The organism is Cardinium endosymbiont of Sogatella furcifera (assembly GCF_003351905.1).
Classification (GTDB): domain Bacteria; phylum Bacteroidota; class Bacteroidia; order Cytophagales; family Amoebophilaceae; genus Cardinium.
This window is the reverse complement of the sequence record NZ_CP022339.1, coordinates 337,677-355,274: the sequence shown is the minus strand read 5'-3', so window position 1 is coordinate 355,274 and position 17,598 is coordinate 337,677. Positions and strand designations below refer to the sequence as shown.

Sequence of the window (17,598 nt, the reverse complement as noted above, 5' to 3'; positions counted from 1 at the left end):
AAATTTACTTGACTTTATCAATTTCTTTTTAGAACTTCGTTTTTGTTATCCGGTATCCAGGCTTGGACATTATATTCATATAACATGAGACATTACGAAACGGTATTTATACTATCACCAGTACTTTCTAACGATCAAATTAAAGCATCTATAAATAAGTATAGATCTTTTTTAATGGAGCGTAATGCCGCCATCACGCATGAAGAGGAGATCGGTTTAAAACCATTGGCTTACCAAATAAAGCATAAAAAAAGGGGGGTATATCATCTCATAGAATTTACAGGTGATCCTAGCTTGATTCAAGCGTTGGAGGTTGCTTATGCAAGAGATGAGGAGGTGTTGCGTTTTTTAACTTTTGCTTTAGACAAGCATGGCCTAGCGCATAACATGGCCAGGCGGTCGGATGATGGGATAAACGAATCTAAGAAAGCAGTAGCGCTATGACTTTAGTAAATGAATCAATACAGAAAAAAACAATCACTAAGAAGTTTTGTCGCTTCAAGCGATATGGCATTAAATATGTCGACTATAAGTGTGTTGAGTTTTTAATGAAGTTTCTCAATGAGCAAGGCAAGCTATTGCCTAGACGCATTAGCGGTAATAGTCTGAAATATCAAAAAAAGGTAGCTTGTGCTGTAAAGCGTGCTAGGCAGCTTGCTTTACTTCCTTATGTAGCGGATAATTTAAAGTAAACCAAAGATGGAAGTAATATTACAGCGTGCACACAAAACATTAGGCAATAAAGGTGCCATCGTTTCAGTTAAAGCGGGTTATGCTAGGAATTATCTAATTCCTGAAGGGCTTGCGGTTGTGGCTAGTGATATGCATAAAAAGGTTGCACTTGAAAATGCAAAACAAGCTGCGCACAAAGTGTTAAAGTTAAAAGCCGCTGCTGAAGCACTGTTGCCTCTTTTAACAGATGCCAAGGTGGTAGTGCGTGCCAAGGTCGGTGAAGGTGGTAAGATATTTGGTTCTATTACGCCTTTACAAATTGCTAAATCTCTTAAGGAACAGGGTGTTGCGGTGGATTATACTAAGATAACGATTGAATCGCCTATTAAGCAAACAGGAACCTATCAGGCGGTGTTGTCTTTGCACGAAACGGTTTCTTATACACTAACCTTTGACGTAGTGCCTATCTAGAAAGGGCTATTTTGATCTTGGGGGCTTCGTATAGCGTGTGAAAGGGGGTTTGTTGCTAGGAACTCTTTTGCAGTATCATTTTTTTGTTTTTTGTTTTTTTTGATAAAAGCTATAGGGGCCCCTTCCCCACTCATTTATCCCCCCCCCCTCACACACATTGGCTGGACGCTTGAATGGTGTCAACTAACGCAATTGGGGGTTCCCATGACGATTGGTATGAACTTTTTTTCTTACCGATGAGCCTGAATATTCATAAATGGGAGTTAATCCGACGTACGTACGGTGGTACTATAATCAGCAACTGAAACGCAATTTTAGCGATTTTTTACCTATCTTCAAGCTTCAACGCTTATTGACAGTAGCACATGAATAGGCTACTGGTACAAGGCTTCTGGGATAGCTTCTCCATACGGCTGAATGGATAGTAATTATTCATCATTAAAGGTTTTTTTATAGGGGAGTACAAATGATAAGCCAAAACCGATGGCAACACCTCCTAGATGGGCAAAGGTAGTGACAGCTGGCGCGTGATAACTATAATAGACCAATGTAGCACTATTGAGTAGTATAGCTAAAAGCAAATGCCATTTCATTTGCTTTTGTATACATAATCTATGAAAGAGCATTCCTGTTAGACCAGACCATACCAAAGAGACGCCGTGAGCGTTGCAAAAAACATAGGTGGTGGTTTGTAAACCGAATAAAATAGCAGCCGTTAAAAAGAGGGGCTTGGCAGGCATTTCACGGCTTAAAGAGACCAAATTGATTAGATTTAAACCGTGATTCCATAGTGCTTCATGATGATCTCCTTTATACAATAATCTATTATAGAGGTTTTTCTCTTTGCTGCCACACCAGTGCACCACATAAGGAAGATGGAGCGCTATAGCAGCTATGGTAAGTGGGATAGGATAAGGCTTTATAGAAGGAGCCGCCTGGATAGAAGGTGATGCAACACAAGTAAAACCAATACATACGCCTAAAAGCAGCATCAAACGTTTTATTCTTATAAGGAGTGGGTACATCTATTTACAAGGTTACGTCTGCTTACCCTACCAGCTAATATTCCGATAAATATATCTCGGATTCTATATCAATTTCTCTGGCTAGACTTTGAGACGCAAGCAGTCCCTTTCCATCACCAGGTGTCTTTTCATATAACTCATCTACAGTGGCATCATCTAAGTTGCCCACTTTCACAATCCTACTACCAAATAGCCGCAGTGAAAAAGCATCTACCCAAGTTAAATTTTCTGCAGCGTTGGCAGTGTTGTACCAACAAACTGATTCGAAAGGCAGCTTGTTAAAATAATCTATTACATCTTTATATTTGAAAGTAGCTATGGGCCGATCTAAATAGGTGGGCGGATTGTTTCTACCCGGTACAATTAACTGAATAGATTCAATATCATACTCTTGCCTAGCCGTAATTTTATTAAAGATTACATGTTCTACGAATCTTAAAGTAGAAATTTCCTTTGGGAAAAACTCATGCGCAGTGGTTGATGCATCTGCTCCTGGAATTTGTAAGTGCTTCAATAATTGCTCTAGAGGCATGGCCTCTGCTAGTGTATCATCTGTATAAGGTACCAGTAACCCGTTTTTGGCTCCATCTATAATGACCTTGGGCATTTCCTTTCCAGACATAAAAAAAGGGGTATTTTCCTTTTCATTCAAATAAATTTCCCGCCAAACTTTTTTGGCATATAAAACATAGGCCCTAGCTATGGGGCGCGTGGCATGCGGATTATAACTTTGCGACAAATGATCAATACGCCCATAGGATGGCGCAAGGGCATTTAACCAAATACATAAAACAAAAAAACACTTTTTAAGAGACATAATAGTGTACAATTAATGGATTAATGAAGTAAAATATTGAAGCATGAGCCATCTATAATGGGTTCAACTTCATTTTTAAAGTTTTGCCTTTCTATCTTTTTTATTTCAATAACCAACCGATCGCCTGGCCTAGCCAACGATGCTATGCTGTGCAAGTCCGCTACACTATGGTTTACCGTTAATGTATGAATAGGGCGGCTACCTCTGGCCAACGTAATTGCCCATTCAGCTACGCGGTACCGGGCATCTTTGGGTAGAAAATCCTGAAAATATTTATTGGGAATGACTTTTGCCTCTACTACCCTAGGGCCAGGCGCCGGTACGCCTGTTTTCATGTCAATGGGTTTATTTTTAGTGGTAATCACAATTTGTGGAATGGGAATGTCTTGTACCATAAATGATTCTGTTCCTATTAAGGCGTCGGCATTATATACCTTTAACTGAACCTGGTTCGCCTTAGGAATCACGGTGACTACGCCTCGTTTAGACCCAGGGATGAGGGTACCTCCCTCTATTTTAAACCGTGGGTTATAGCTGGCGCCAAGAGAAGGGACTTGAATATCTAACGCATTGCCACAATTCCGATAGAGCGACTGGACCGTAGCAGCCCTTACTTGAATCACAGGCTTGGCTACTAGATAAGCGATATCTTCTGTAATGGTCGACTCCTTACCCCCAGGTAGTCTCAATTTTATAGCAGCTTTAAAGCTCTTTTGGGCCAATCCATGGCTGTCGTATTTACCAGGAGAAGCAGTAAAGGAGATTTTGCCTACACCATCTTCTACCACAACGGGTTGGTCATCGATAAACATCTCTGGAGAAACGGCAGAGGAAGAGGCGGCTAAAATTAAATCCGCTTCATACTTGCTTCCAGCAGCAACGATATAAGATTTGGTATTGGCAAGCAACTTAAGCGTGTCAAATTTAACATCAGAGGAACCAATCATGTTGCCCAATGTGTGAATGGCATCTGCTTCTGTAGTGACTACCTCAGATGCAAACTGACTCAATGTAGCCAATGCAGCACCAAGCGGTGTGTGGTCAAAGTTTAAGGCAACAAAATCTTTCTTCGCTTGATTGGGATCATGACTAAAAAAGTCATGGTCTTTTGCATCAAAAGCGATAGGTGCATAAGGCTTATGTACCAGCTTAGCGAGCTGTGCTATATAGGCCTTTAATTTAGTTTTTAACAGATCCCCTTCTCCTTTGTTCATCATAAGACGGGCTACTGCTCCATCATTTTTGAGCCCTTTGGGTAATTTGGTGACCTGATCTATACCGCCCTCTGCATCAATTAATTGCTTTTTTAATCCATCAATATACCCAACCAACGCTACGGTATCCTGATGCATCGCCAAGACTTGTCCGAGTATTTTCATATCTTCTGGACGATTGCCCATATCTTTTACTGTATTTTTTAATGCCTGAATGGCACGTTGATTGTGGCTGAATTGTAGGGTTCTACTTTTATCAATGCTACCACTCAGTAGGACGAACTTATCTAATACACCAGAGCTGACCTGTAGTGCCAACATAGCCGTTAACACTAGGTACATTACCCCTATCATTTTTTGCCTAGGACTTAATTTTGCTTTAGCCATACTATTTTAACATTTATGCACAATTCTTTGCTTCAACACTTGGTGGTTGGCCTACAAAACAGCAGGCTATATCTATGCGCTTTAGCTTTTAAAGGCAGTTAAGGTCTTGGCATATATTTCGTTTAGGGCGGTTACTTTTTCATTGAGCAAAGCAAGCTCTTGCTTAAAGTGTATCGCCTCGCTACCTGCTATTTCCATCGCTTTTAAAGCGGTTTCTAAATGGGCATAGCGTGCACTAGTATGGGTGTTCTGGGCTTCCATATGGGCTAAAGCTTGCTTGTAGAGCCCATTCATGGAGGTCAGTGTATGGGCCATTTCTTCCATTTGACTAAAATAATGCGTCAATTTATCTTCAGAGGATAGCGTAGTAAACGAACGTAGTGTATGCCCAACTGCGTCATTTACTTTGGCAATATCTCCCATCACTTGCGTAGCCTGCGTTACCTGGTCCACATAGGCTTCTGTAACCTTACTAAGGTTAGTAAAGGAAGGTACATTTTCCATACGTTCTGCAAAACGACGCATAGTAGCGGCTAACTTTTCCAATAAAGCACTATCTATAGAGGCTTTTTCTAAACATTGGTCCAATTGTTGGGTAATGGTCGGCGCTGATTTTGCAGCACGATGGGCCAAAGGAGGCCCCTTATAATCAGGCGCTAGTTCAGGATAGACGCGTGACCAATCTATCTCTTGCTCTTTAGGCTCAAAAGCACTCAAAAAGAAAATCAATGCTTCTGTAGAGAGGCCAAGGCCCAGCATGATGCTGCCTCCAGGTAGGTTTAATAACTTAAACATAGCCCCAAAGATTACAATAGCTGCACCAATATTGTAGATAAAGGGCATGATGGTACCATAAAATTTGTGCTGAAAAGAATGGTTTGTGAAATTATATTTCATAATATTTTAAGGATTTAAATAGTCTATAAGGATATGATTCATACAATCCATATCAATTAAAAATTATATGGCAGACATCACGCATCTAAAGCCAATATAGGCACGCGCCATATCTTTATGTTCATAATCAGAAACACCTGTTTGTAGTGCATAGGAATAGTCTTTCCAAGAGCCTCCTTTAATGACCCTAAAGACACCGTCTTCATCTTTATAAAATGGGCTAATTGTCTCGTTTTTATGGATCAACAAAGTGCTGGGTACATTTGCACACCAGTCATAGACATTACCTGCCATATCGTAAAGCCCATAAGCATTGGGTGGAAAAGCCTTTACCGGAGAGGTATAGGCATAACCAGATGCTGCATAGTTGCCTTTTGTAACCTGAAAGTTAGCCAATAAGTTTCCCTTCTTATCTCTTACAGAAGGTCCTCCAAATGGATACTGGCCAGATTCTTTACCGCCTTTTGCCGCACGTTCCCATTCAGCCTCTGTAGGCAGCCTAAAGCTAGGTCCAGGCGGACGGCCCTTCGCTTCTAAATGCTTATTCCTACGAATGGTACGAATGCGTGCATACTGTTGTGCCGCTTCCCAAGTGATGCCTACTACAGGATGGGCATCAAAGCGCGGATCCTCCCAATGGCTTTTACCAAATGAATCGTCCATAAACATAAAGCCAAAATCCCTTTTCCAAACGGTTGGGTCAGGCATAAGCTTTTCATTGATATAGGCTTCGTCTAATCCATATGCGGCCGGGTCCGCTTGCACAATAGCTATGAATTTGCGGTATTGCGCATTGGTAACGGGCGCCTCATCCATATAAAACGGCCCTACGGTTACCATTTGGGTGATATTGGTTTTGGCCACTACACTTTGATTCACACCGCTGCCCATCACACAGCTACCGGCTCGAATAAGGACCATCCCTATGGGCGGTTTATTGCTCGATGTGGACTTATTGTTGTCACCTATAATTTCTCCTTCATCATCAAGCAGTGCACTACAACTACTTATTGTTATATAGGCAAGCCATAATAGCCTCGCTAGGTTATGCCTAAAGTGCTTAGGTAAAAAACGATTGTAGGAAACTAGAAGCATAAACATATATTTTATGAAAAGACGCTTTGGTGAACTACCAAACTGAACAAAGCTATTAACTTTTTTATTTTTTCACAAAGCTTGCATAGCATTATCATGAATAAACAGGTACATGAACCAACAGTAGCGCCTCAGCAGCAAGCCTAATAACTATATTATTTTGCTACTATTACAAAGGTAACCTTACCTGTAGAGATACCAGATGGTGTCTCCGCGGTTTTGCTAAAGGTAAGGGCACGCAATGCGTCTGTATAAATCTTTTCTACCATAGGAGTCACTGTTTTCTCTATCGTTTGGATAGAAATAATTTCGCCGTCTTCATCTACTTTAATTTCAAAAACTATTTTACCAAACTCTTCGGTAGTATCTTTTGGGTCAGGTAGGGCATCCCATTCCCATCCCCTTAATTCAAGAGTCGCGCCGGCTTGTTTCCCACGGTTTTGTCCGTTGTGGTATAAACCTCGTTCATCTATCTTAGGAGCTTGATGGGGTTGTGACTTTTTCTGTGGTGCACCACCTATTTGCTTCCGGCGCCGCTGTGGTGGACGTAAAGGCTTCTTTTTGAATCGATTTTTAGATGGCTTATCAGCCTGGGTGACTGCTGAACGAACGGTTTGTATGGAGGCCTGGGGTATATGGTCAGGCTGGTGGTGGTTGGCTGGAGTATAGGCACTGGTCGGCTGCAGTGCAATCCTATAAGCTTGCCCCCTAGAGATGCCTGGAACTGGCGTACGCTGTATAAAATAGGCTAACCCTAAAATAAATAGATGTAACCCAATTGATAACGCAACTCCTTTTCCATCTGGAGAAAATAACCAACTATTTCTCATCGTTTCTTTTCAAATTCGGTTGCTATAGCCACAGCAGCCCCTAATTGATTAGCCATATCTGCTACTTTAACCATATGGGCTATAGCAAGCCCTTTATCCATATGTAATACAACCACTTTATTGGATGTTTTGGCCAATATATCCTGCAATACATTTTGTAATTGGTGAAAGGCAACGCGCTTCCCTTCTACATAATAGACCAGCTGAGCGGTAATGGTTACATTGATGGCTGCAGATTCGGTTTTTTCATTCGTACTTAATGGCAAGTCAACAGGTAATGCCTTGGGGTTATAACTGGCTGTGATCAGTAAAAAAATCAATAGTAAAAATATAATGTCAGTCATAGACGCCATGCTAAAAGAAGCATTGATCTTATTTTTTGTACTGATTTTCATTTTTTACTTATTTTAAGTTGTGCCTATCTAACTTTAGCAATAAAAAGGTTCACGAGATAATTCAGCCTTGCAGTAGCTTTAGTGACTTGCGCAATGCAATAATTATACCCCAAATAGGCTACAATCCCAACCACTAGGCCTGCTACAGTGGTTACCATGGCTTCATAAATGCCACTGGAAAAAACCTGAGCAGAGAGGTGATGCTTTTCTTGGGACATGGCCATGAAGGTTTGAATCATACCCGTTACAGTACCTAAAAACCCAATCATAGGTGCAGCCCCAGCAATAGTAGCCAGTAGAGAAAGCTTCTCTTCTAAAAAGGAGATCACCCTACCAGATTCACTTTCTAAAATCAATGCAGCATGGGTAGCGTGCCGCTCGGCTATCCCTTTGCTGATTACTTTTTGAATGATGTTCGTTTGTTCGGCACAGATAGATTGTATCTGTGTGAGATCTCCATGGCTTAAGTGTGCTTCTAAATCAGCTAAAAAATCGCTAGGGAAATGCAAATACCTTCGATAGGTCAATAGACGCTCTGCTAGTATGTAGAGACTTAATAAGGATAACAAAGCAAGGGGTAACATAAGCCAACCCCCTTTTAAAAGTAGATCTAACAGTGTGTGCGAGGTAGAGATATTCATAGTGATCAAGTGGTATAGTGTGGCTAAAACGCGACCTCAGCGGATTAGTATTCTAATATAAAGATATTATTGTATTTTGATTTAAATTGTTCAAGTTTTCGACTTGCTTCATAGTGGGTTTTACTATGCCCTATCGTCACACGGTAATATTTTTCTCCTTTATTGACTCTAGGTAGAATTAAACAGACGCCTAAGTTGTTTTTCATAAGCTGTTGGGCTACTTTCATAGCAGATTGCTTGTCTAAGTGACTGACTACCACTAGGTGGTATACCCCTTGTGGTGCGCTTAATTCTTGGCAGCTCCCTGGCTTAACCAATGGCTTGCGTTGTTTTGCTGTAAGCTGCTTTTGCGTGGCACTAATGCTTTTTTTAATTTTATTGCCTTGTTTAGGTTTAAAGCCTTCAGCGTTGCGAATGGATGGCTGGGCGGCTCCATGGACATTTGTATCCCCTGCTCCTGGAGTGGTAGCTGGTGATGCCCTACGGCTAGCTGTTCTTTGGTCAGTAATGGAGCTATTATTTACCGTTTCAGATGGAAGCCCCGGCTCCACTTTAAAATAAAAATTATAGCCTACTTTTACTGCGATCAGCAGAACCACTATGGCTATAACAACTAACACAGGCCATATAATTTTTTTTTTAGGCAATGCTTGAAAGTCTGGTTTGGGCAACCCAAATTTATTATCTGTGGCATTCATAGACATACTAAAAATTTGAAGTGGGCTGCATTCCGCATGCTAGCCAATAGGTTACGCAGAGAACGGATCGCAATATAATAAATTTCTATAAAAAGGTAATGATAGGCTACTTTTTGGTCCAGGAAAAACAGAATAAGTCGCCTGCTTTTAGGTGAGAATTTGTTGCACCAACTGGCAAAGCTCGCCATAAGATTCGGCAAAGAGTGGACACATATTGCCCGTTGGGCTATTTTTAATTTGTATCCGGTCGGCACTAAAGGTTGAACCAAACAACAGGTCTAGTTTACGAAGTGGATAACGGAACAACAAACGGCTCTCATCTGCTTTATCAGGCACGGGATCCATGACAATGGCAATAAGCTTGCATAGCTTATATTTATCTTTCATCTTAGCAATCAATGCTATAAAGTTATCCAGTCCAACTGGTATCATATTGTTTTGTTCAGGAAGGATAAGCACGAGTTTTTCTATCATGGACAAGGTATCCTGTAGTGCCGTTAACTTTTCTAGTGTAATCTCTAAAGGTTCGCTGGACGAAGAGGGTGTAAACTGTTCTAAGCTGATCGTTTCTAATGCTGTATCACACCCCTTTGCCTCTAATGCACCCGCACACCAACAACTAAAGTTTTCTGGAAAGGAATTACCAGACTCGGTGGTAGTGAGAATAAGCACCTTGGTTTTCATGGTGTGGCATTTCTTTAAACTTTGACAGACGCAAATTACAGACCATTACACTGGGCTACTTATCCATCTATTCCTACGCAGTGATGGCTTTACGTTTTTTTTCTAAATTTTTAGTGGTTAATTAAAATAATCAAACAATATCTATTGTATTTGGATCATAGATCATAACCTGGAAGCAACAGGGTTTGCACGAATATAGTAATTATTCGTGCAAATATGTATATAACTGCTTACTAGGTGTTTTGGCATGGCTGCCTTAGTTATTGACCTCAGTAGGCTTATTTAGGAACGAGTCGATAAAAGGCTATGCATAGTATAGAAAAAATAATGTTAGGCAACCATATGTCCAGGAGTGGATGCTCGCTTTGTGTTTCTGCTACAATTTTTGCAGATAGAAAGAGAACGATATAGAAGCAAGCGAGTATACTGCCTAAAGTAATGCGCCTGCCTATACTACCTCTTGGCTTATGCAATGCCACTAAGAAACCCAATACAATCAAAATAACAATGGCAAAGGGTGTCATATAGCGAATGTGTTTCTCTGCTATGAAAAAACGTACACTTGCGCTACCCTTATAGATTAATTTTTGAATATGCAACTCCAATTCAGGGAGGGTTAACCCATCTTTTAGATTGGGATTAATGGCAAAATCTTCTGGATGTACGGCTAAAGGCATGGTCAGGCTGTCTCCTACTGTCAGCGCTTCATGTTTTGGGAAAAAGACACGCTTTTGCCAAGATCGTAGGATCCATGTTTGGTCTGTTGCCTGCCATTCTATTTTTTTAGCATGGAGTCGTTCTATTAGGGCATGGTCTTTAAAGGTATCTAAGCTTACATCATACCCTGTATTATAACAACCATGGTATTTAGCGATATGGAGGTATTGATTCGTGCCTACCTTAAGCTGTACGTAGTCTGACCGCACAAAGAAACCCATACCTAGATATTGTGTTTCAAACTGGACACGTTCCTTATTCGTGCCAGCCAATAACCAACCGGTTAGATAAAAATTGGCGCCAGTAAGTAGCCATGCAATGATTAGATAAGGTGTAATGATGCGATGCAAACCAATCCCACTGCTGAGCAGGGCAATAATCTCTGATCGTTTGGCTAGTCTAGTAGTCACCCAAATAGTAGTCCAGAAGACAATAATAGGGGATAAAAGATTCACAATGTGCAGAGTGAGTACACAATAGTAGTGAAATACTTGATGGAAAGAAAGCTGGTGTTTTTTAAAACTGCTTACATTTTCCGCTGCATGAATCACAACAATCACTAAGGTAGCGATGGTGAGTACAACAAAAAAAGTGGCAAAAAACTTTTTAAAAATGTATCGATCTAGTAGCTTCATGTTGATTAGATTTTTTCCATAATGGTTTGGCGTATACGGTTTTTCCATGCCACAAAGGTGCCCTGCTGAATTTGCGCTCTGGCTTGACGTACCAGCCATAGATAAAAAGTGAGGTTATGCACACTGGCTAATTGCGCACCTAATCGTTCTTTGGCGGTAATCAAATGGCGCAAATAGGCTTTGGAGTAATAGCCACTCACAGGCCCACCTAGTGTGGCATCTATCGGACTAAAGTCATAGGCCCATTTTTTATTTTTGATATTGAGTATGCCTTGTGTCGTGAATAAGGTACCATTGCGTCCATTCCGTGTAGGCATCACACAATCAAACATATCAACACCTAGCGCGATACACTCTAAAAGATCCATCGGTGTACCGACGCCCATTAAATAGCGTGGCTTAGTGCTAGGCAAAATGGAACAAACCAATTCTGTAAGCTCATAGAGTTGACCCGTAGGGTGGCATACCCCTCCTATAGCGTTTCCGGGCCGATCAGCTGCTGCAATGGTTTCTGCAGATTGAATGCGTAGATCTTTATAAATACTCCCTTGTACAATAGGGAAAAGGGTTTGATGGGCATAGGACTCCGTTAAGGTAGCATCAAAATAGTCTATCCCTCTTTTGAGCCAACGATGGGTACGTTCCATAGACGCTTTAGCATAGTGGTAGCTACAAGGATAAGGGGTGCATTCATCCAGTACCATCATGATATCAGACCCAATACTGCGTTGAATATCTATTACGCCTTCTGGTGTAAAGAGATGTGTAGACCCATCTATATGCGAACGAAAGGTTACACCTGCTTCTGTCAGCTTGCGGTTACCGGCCAGTGAGTAGACTTGATAGCCCCCACTATCGGTTAATATCGGGCGATGCCATCCCATAAAGGGGTGGAGACCGCCTGCTGCATCCAATACCTTAGTACCTGGACGCAAATAGAGATGATAGGTGTTGCCTAAGATGATATCGGCATCCAGCTGGTCTTGTAGTACCTGCTGTGTAACTGATTTTACCGATCCTATTGTACCTACTGGCATAAAGATAGGGGTACGGATGGTCCCTCTACTAGTAGTGATCAGCCCTGCTCTAGCCTTGGAGTGCCGATCTACATGTTCTACTAAAAATTGCAATGAAGTATAGATGATTATATATTTAAGCCTATAGAGATAGGCACTGCCTACTGATCTGTAATCCTTTATGGATTTTAGGTCAAATATATGCTTTTTTATTTTTACCTTATAGGAAGCGCTGCTAAGCCCCTCTGCTCATAGTAGTAAAATCCATAATTTATCTTAAATTAGCACCGTGCATAGATATATTTATCGTACACCTCTATGCCATCATGAGCCAGTGGGGCTATGATTCACCTGTTTTTTATCATTCCGCTCAACGGCTATGCCCTTGGATTTTCCGGATGATCATGAGCAAGCAAGTGCAACGGATAGGCAACCATTCAATACAAAATTTCTATGCAACTGCGTGCGGATTCGCTAATAAAAGAATACAAGGGTCGTAAGGTGGTAAAAGGGGTTTCCCTTACGGTTGCTTCTGGTGAAATTGTGGGATTGCTTGGCCCAAATGGGGCAGGTAAAACCACTACCTTTTATATGACCGTTGGGCTGATCAAGCCAAATAGTGGCAACATTTATTTAGATGATACCTGCATCACTCCATTGCCTTTGTACAAACGTGCCCAAAAAGGCATTAGTTATTTACCTCAGGAGGCCTCTGTCTTTAGGCAGCTAACCGTAGAAGAAAATATCATGGCTGTGTTGGAAATGCGTAGACTTTCCAAACAGGCATGCAAAGAAAAATTAGAAGGTTTACTGGAAGAGTTTAGTATTACGCATATACGGAAGAGCAAAGGCAATGTGCTTTCTGGAGGGGAGCGGCGCCGTACCGAAATCGCCAGGGCATTGGCTACGGACCCTAAATTTGTTTTGCTAGATGAACCTTTTGCAGGTGTCGACCCTATTGCGGTAGAAGAAATCCAATTGCTGATCGCCAAGTTAAAGCATAATAATATTGGCGTGCTGATTACAGATCATAATGTGGATGAAACGCTTTCTATTACGAATAGGGCCTATTTAATGTTTGCGGGGGCATTGCTCAAAGCGGGTACTGCAGAAGAATTGGCAGAAGATGAACAGGTACGCAAGCTGTACCTTGGCGAGAAGTTTGAATTAAAACGTTATGAATAACCTATGCATGAGCTTATAAAAGAGCAGTATCAAGTAGTTATTGGGCTAGAGATCCATATTCAATTGCTTACCGATAGTAAAATGTTTTCCTCCGATAGAGCTGAATATGGTGCGCTCCCCAACACAAACCTTAGTCCTGTTACTTTGGCTTGCCCTGGTGCGTTACCTAGGGTGAATAAAAAAGCATTTGACTATGCTATAAAATTAGGTTTAGCGTGTGGATCAACCATTACAGATTTAAATTTCTTTGCAAGAAAGAGTTATTTCTATCCAGACTTGCCCAAAGGCTTTCAAATTACACAAGATACGACGCCTATTTGCCAGGGGGGCTTTGTAACCATTTATTCCAATGAAGGGATAGCCAAACAAATTCCACTGATCCGCATGCACCTGGAAGAAGACACAGGGAAATCTTTGCATGGTATGGTAGAGGACATTACTTTATTGGATTACAATCGAGCAGGCACGCCCTTAGTGGAGTTGGTAACGGCGCCAGCGCTGACTACCGGAGAGGAAGCCTATCAGTTTTTAGCTGAAATCCGGAAGTTGGTACGCTATTTAGATATCTGTGATGGCAATATGGAAGAGGCTTCTTTGCGTTGTGATGCCAACATTTCCGTAGCCCGCAAGGGCGCCCAGCGTCTGGGTACCAGAGTGGAGGTTAAAAACATGAATTCTATGCGCAACGTGCAGCTGGCCATAGCCTATGAAATAGATCGCCAAATCGATTTATTAGAAGTAGGGGATCCAGTGATTGCAGAGACCAGGAACTTTCAAGCGGCTTCGGGGGAAACGGTCAGCCTACGGGCTAAGGAAACTGCCAGTGAATATCGCTATTTTCCAGAACCAGATATTCCCCCTATATGGGTTTCGCAAGAATGGATAGAAGGCATTCGTAAGACCATGCCTTTGTTGCCAAGGGCTTATTTTAAAAAATTTACTGAGGCATATGGTCTTTCGGATTATACTGCTTCTGTGCTTACTGAAAATAAAGCCTTTGCGATGTGGTTTGATGAACTATGTCAGCATACGACCCATTATATAGCCGCAGCCAATTGGTTGTTGGGGCCTGTCAAAGGCTACCTTAATGAGTTGTCACTTTCCTTAGAAGACTTTCCCCTTACGACTGATTGTTTTGTGGCACTGATCACTTTAGTAGAAAGCGGTATGGTTAGTTTTTCTATTGCGGCCAGTCAAATCTTTCCTTTGTTATTGCAGCAGCTAGATACCACGCCTATGGCGCTTGCCAAAAAGCTAGACCTGATACAGGATAGTGACGAAGGCAAACTAAAAGAACTGATTACCGAGGTATTATCAGCCTATCCAGACAAAGTGGCCGCCTATAAAAATGGAAAGTCAGGGCTACTAGCGATGTTTATGGGCGAGATTATGAAAAAGAGTCAGGGGAAAGCCAACGCACCCCTGGCACGTAGGTTATTAGAAGAGGCGTTGGCATAAACCACCCCTTTACCCTCGCTGCAGGTGGTTTGCTGTATCTGTGCAAATTACTGGTTAATAATGGATTGTATCCCACTTTTTTATCAAGAAAAAAGTGGGTAAAAGATCAAGCCCTCGGCAAAAAGTCGCTGAAAGCATCTGTTCACGATACTGGTTCATAATGAATTTTATCCTACTTATATCTTAGCACTAGATAGATATAGCTATAGATGTAGCTTGAATCATATTCAATTTATAGTAAAAAATAGTAGTAGGTAAGCTGTGGTTTTGTGGATAACTTTAGTTATCCATCAAAAACACAGCTTAAGAAAGATTCTAGATGTAGTTAAGATTTAAAAAGATTGTATTTTAAAGGTAGCAGGTTACTTGTATCCCACTGGACTTTATATAGTTAATAGTCGAAAAAAGCTTAAGTACCTGCTTACCTTTATTTTCTTTGAACAAATAGCAGAAGAAGTTGCCTACAACTGTCTTGTACGATAAGAATAAGGAAATATAAATAAATATAATATAAAATGAACAGAATACTTGGTTTAGATATAGGGAAAACATGGCTGGATGCATGTTTCTATAGTCAAGAGGCTAAATCTGTATATAAAAGGTTTCGTAACGATGAGCAGGGCCATAAGGAACTTATAGATTATTTAGATCAAGTAGCTGTTAAAATTATAGTATGTGAACCAACTGGGGGATATGAAAGAGCCATTTGTGAGAAATTGTATGCCGCTAATGTACACATACATCAAGTGAATACATATACTTTTAGTTCATTTAGTAAATCTCTAGACCACTGTAAAACGGATAAACACGATGGCGTGCCACGAAGGCCTCCTTTCTAGTGGGTGCAAGTCCCACCCTGGCAATAGGCCTGTTGGCCAGGTAGCGAGGAGTGCATCTATAAAGAGTAATTTTTGTAGATGAAGCCACTCGACGACGGCTCTGTACAAGGAGCTACGCAAACTGCGGGCCGTACGCAAGGAACCTATATGTAGCGCCGTGAAGGTCTTACCAGAGAAATCTGGGAATTGGAGATGCTGAGCCTCTCGTCTGGTGGGCGAAAGCTGTAAAGTGACGGAAAGATAACAGGTCAATAACCGTCACTTATCTCCCGGCGTAGCAGGGGCGGCACGTAGGAAAGAAAGGAGGAGAAACGTGGGAGATCCTGCACGGTCTTTAAGTTCCAAGAGTAAGGAAGGATATAAGGCGCAAGTCGAAGTTCGTTCCGATGCTGTGCAGGAAGTCGGGAAGATAGTAGTAGTGAAGATGGCAAGGACAACAAAACCTTACCGGAGCGAAGGATCTTCAGTTTCGTCATGTTTTCAAAACAGGGAAAGATACCATGATTCCGCAAGGTAACCACATGGCACAAAGCGTCCGAGAACTGCAGCGAGAACTTTATCGATCTGCTAAGTCTAATCCTAAACGCAGCTTCTACACCCTTCATGACAAAATATATAGATTGGACGTACTGGTCTGTTCATGGAAACAGGTTTGTGCAAATCACGGGGCACCAGGCATAGATGGAATAACAATAGAACAAATCAAAGAACAAGGGGAAGAAGCGTTTCTTGGACAAGTTCAAAAAGAACTGGAATCAGGAAGCTACCGAAGCAATAAGACAAAGCGCGTGGAAATACCCAAACCGAAAGGAGGAATAAGAATCTTGGGAGTGCCCACGATTAAGGACCGCTTAGTACAAACTGCAACCCGTCTTGTTATAGAGCCAATTTTTGAAGCAGACTTCCAAGAATGCTCATTTGGGTTTCGACCTAAACGATCCGCAGTCCATGCAAGTCTATCAATATATAAATGGCTTAATTACGGGCTCACCCAAGTTTTAGATATTGATTTGAAGCGATACTTTGACTCAATCCCACACGATAAGCTTATGAAAGTCATTCAAAAGCGAATCAGTGATAGGTATGTTCTAAAGTTAATACAAGCCTGGCTTCGCTCAGGAGTCCTTAAAGGCGAAGAAGTTGCTACTCGACAAGGATCCCCTCAAGGGTCCCCCATTTCGCCCTTACTTTCTAATATATACCTGAATCTGCTAGACACAGTATGGGTCAAGCGGATGACCGAAAGGAATGGGTGGAATGCACAGATTGTCCGCTATGCGGACGATCTCGTGATAGTGTCGAATAAACCGGTAGAGAAGATTTTGGGTATTTTATGTGGGTATCTGCAACGCTTGGGCCTTTCGATCAATGAAGAAAAGAGTCGAATGACCACGGCCGAAGAAGGTTTCAATTTCTTAGGGTATGCCTTTAAAAGGGGATACTCGCCAAGATATCAGAAACCCGTTACCCATATGTATCCTACACCTGATGCAATCAAGCGGATTATTAAGAAAGTCACGCAATTGACCTATCGGAACCGGTTGCACGAAAGTGTTGAAACTATTGTTAAAGACTTAAACGCATCCTTACTGGGGTGGACGGAGTATTACCGTCACACGGCCAGTTCTAGGAGATTTAGGAAAGTACAAGGGCATGCAAACAGGCGTCTGAGAAGATTTATCATGAAAAAGAAAGGGAGTAGGAAGAACGGGTATAAGGAACTCCCCGACGAGAAGCTCCACAAAGTGTACAAATTAGTCAATGTAGGAGCTTATCGGGTGCGATACAGATGGACGTAATGCAGACGAAGAAGACGATCCGTGCGCCGTATGAGGGAAAACCTCACGTACGGTGCGACGGGGGGGTGCTGGAAACGGGAAAGAGAGATTGGGTTATTTAGGCACGAAATCGGAAACGATGGA

General features: G+C 41.7%; 19 protein-coding genes and 1 pseudogene. 7 read left to right on the top strand and 13 right to left on the bottom strand.

What is annotated here, in order from left to right; genetic code table 11:
* The first annotated feature begins 84 nt into the window (after window positions 1-84).
* The 3 genes from rpsF to rplI are packed head-to-tail and all read left to right on the top strand — an operon-like array spanning window position 85 to window position 1,143.
* Window positions 85-444: a 30S ribosomal protein S6 gene (gene rpsF, locus CE557_RS01520; RefSeq protein WP_114909860.1), complete on the top strand. Its 360-nt coding sequence runs from the start codon at window positions 85-87 to the stop codon at window positions 442-444.
* On the top strand, window positions 441-692 hold the full coding sequence (gene rpsR, locus CE557_RS01515) for a 30S ribosomal protein S18 (RefSeq protein ID WP_114909859.1): 252 nt from the start codon (window positions 441-443) through the stop codon (window positions 690-692). Before rpsF ends, rpsR begins: the two co-directional genes overlap by 4 nt.
* Before the next feature lie 7 nt (window positions 693-699).
* On the top strand, window positions 700-1,143 hold the full coding sequence (gene rplI, locus CE557_RS01510) for a 50S ribosomal protein L9 (RefSeq protein ID WP_114909858.1): 444 nt from the start codon (window positions 700-702) through the stop codon (window positions 1,141-1,143).
* Window positions 1,144-1,326: 183 nt separating this feature from the next.
* Here rplI and CE557_RS05270 read toward each other — a convergent pair.
* From CE557_RS05270 to tgt, 13 genes and pseudogenes are all read right to left on the bottom strand, one after another.
* Window positions 1,327-1,410, bottom strand: a pseudogene (locus CE557_RS05270) (hypothetical protein); the annotation flags it as partial.
* A 161-nt stretch (window positions 1,411-1,571) separates the two neighbouring features.
* Window positions 1,572-2,168, bottom strand: a complete 597-nt coding sequence (locus CE557_RS01505) for a hypothetical protein (protein WP_114909857.1) — start codon at window positions 2,166-2,168, stop codon at window positions 1,572-1,574.
* Window positions 2,169-2,202: 34 nt separating this feature from the next.
* Window positions 2,203-2,985 (bottom strand): type IX secretion system ring subunit PorN/GldN, encoded by a 783-nt coding sequence (porN, locus tag CE557_RS01500; protein ID WP_114909856.1) that lies wholly within the window; start codon window positions 2,983-2,985, stop codon window positions 2,203-2,205.
* 20 nt (window positions 2,986-3,005) lie between these two features.
* The gene (porM, locus tag CE557_RS01495; protein WP_420888369.1) at window positions 3,006-4,541 is read right to left on the bottom strand and encodes a type IX secretion system motor protein PorM/GldM; all 1,536 of its coding nucleotides are present in this window, start codon (window positions 4,539-4,541) and stop codon (window positions 3,006-3,008) included.
* A 126-nt stretch (window positions 4,542-4,667) separates the two neighbouring features.
* The gene (porL, locus tag CE557_RS01490) at window positions 4,668-5,483 is read right to left on the bottom strand and encodes a type IX secretion system motor protein PorL/GldL (protein ID WP_114909854.1); all 816 of its coding nucleotides are present in this window, start codon (window positions 5,481-5,483) and stop codon (window positions 4,668-4,670) included.
* Between the two features lie 63 nt (window positions 5,484-5,546).
* Window positions 5,547-6,584, bottom strand: a complete 1,038-nt coding sequence (locus tag CE557_RS01485) for a formylglycine-generating enzyme family protein (RefSeq protein ID WP_114909853.1) — start codon at window positions 6,582-6,584, stop codon at window positions 5,547-5,549.
* A gap of 149 nt (window positions 6,585-6,733) precedes the next feature.
* Entirely contained in the window at window positions 6,734-7,408 is a 675-nt protein-coding gene (locus tag CE557_RS01480; RefSeq protein ID WP_114909852.1) for a cell envelope integrity protein TolA, read from the bottom strand.
* Window positions 7,405-7,803 (bottom strand): ExbD/TolR family protein, encoded by a 399-nt coding sequence (locus CE557_RS01475; RefSeq protein ID WP_114909851.1) that lies wholly within the window; start codon window positions 7,801-7,803, stop codon window positions 7,405-7,407. The genes CE557_RS01480 and CE557_RS01475 overlap by 4 nt, the downstream gene beginning before the upstream one ends.
* Window positions 7,804-7,826: 23 nt before the next feature.
* Window positions 7,827-8,444 carry a MotA/TolQ/ExbB proton channel family protein gene (locus CE557_RS01470; protein WP_114909850.1) on the bottom strand — a complete coding sequence of 206 codons (618 nt, stop codon included), beginning with the start codon at window positions 8,442-8,444 and terminating at the stop codon, window positions 7,827-7,829.
* Between the two features lie 44 nt (window positions 8,445-8,488).
* Entirely contained in the window at window positions 8,489-9,142 is a 654-nt protein-coding gene (locus CE557_RS01465) for a hypothetical protein (protein WP_162789933.1), read from the bottom strand.
* Window positions 9,143-9,289: 147 nt separating this feature from the next.
* Window positions 9,290-9,826 (bottom strand): hypothetical protein, encoded by a 537-nt coding sequence (locus CE557_RS01460; RefSeq protein WP_114909848.1) that lies wholly within the window; start codon window positions 9,824-9,826, stop codon window positions 9,290-9,292.
* A gap of 278 nt (window positions 9,827-10,104) precedes the next feature.
* Complete coding sequence (locus tag CE557_RS01455; RefSeq protein WP_162789932.1) at window positions 10,105-11,178, bottom strand: LptF/LptG family permease; 1,074 nt, start codon at window positions 11,176-11,178, stop codon at window positions 10,105-10,107.
* 5 nt (window positions 11,179-11,183) lie between these two features.
* The gene (gene tgt / locus CE557_RS01450; RefSeq protein WP_114909846.1) at window positions 11,184-12,308 is read right to left on the bottom strand and encodes a tRNA guanosine(34) transglycosylase Tgt; all 1,125 of its coding nucleotides are present in this window, start codon (window positions 12,306-12,308) and stop codon (window positions 11,184-11,186) included.
* A gap of 339 nt (window positions 12,309-12,647) precedes the next feature.
* Between tgt and lptB the strand changes: the two genes are divergently transcribed.
* The 4 genes from lptB (at window position 12,648) to ltrA (ending at window position 17,475) form a co-directional block, all read left to right on the top strand.
* Window positions 12,648-13,379 carry an LPS export ABC transporter ATP-binding protein gene (lptB, locus tag CE557_RS01445; protein ID WP_114909845.1) on the top strand — a complete coding sequence of 244 codons (732 nt, stop codon included), beginning with the start codon at window positions 12,648-12,650 and terminating at the stop codon, window positions 13,377-13,379.
* Window positions 13,380-13,382: 3 nt separating this feature from the next.
* Window positions 13,383-14,837 (top strand): Asp-tRNA(Asn)/Glu-tRNA(Gln) amidotransferase subunit GatB, encoded by a 1,455-nt coding sequence (gene gatB, locus CE557_RS01440; RefSeq protein ID WP_114909844.1) that lies wholly within the window; start codon window positions 13,383-13,385, stop codon window positions 14,835-14,837.
* Window positions 14,838-15,352: 515 nt separating this feature from the next.
* On the top strand, window positions 15,353-15,676 hold the full coding sequence (locus tag CE557_RS01435; protein ID WP_114909843.1) for an IS110 family transposase: 324 nt from the start codon (window positions 15,353-15,355) through the stop codon (window positions 15,674-15,676).
* A 500-nt stretch (window positions 15,677-16,176) separates the two neighbouring features.
* A complete protein-coding gene (ltrA, locus tag CE557_RS01430; protein WP_114909766.1) occupies window positions 16,177-17,475 on the top strand; it encodes a group II intron reverse transcriptase/maturase in 1,299 nt (432 codons plus the stop codon).
* The last annotated feature ends 123 nt before the right edge of the window (window positions 17,476-17,598 follow it).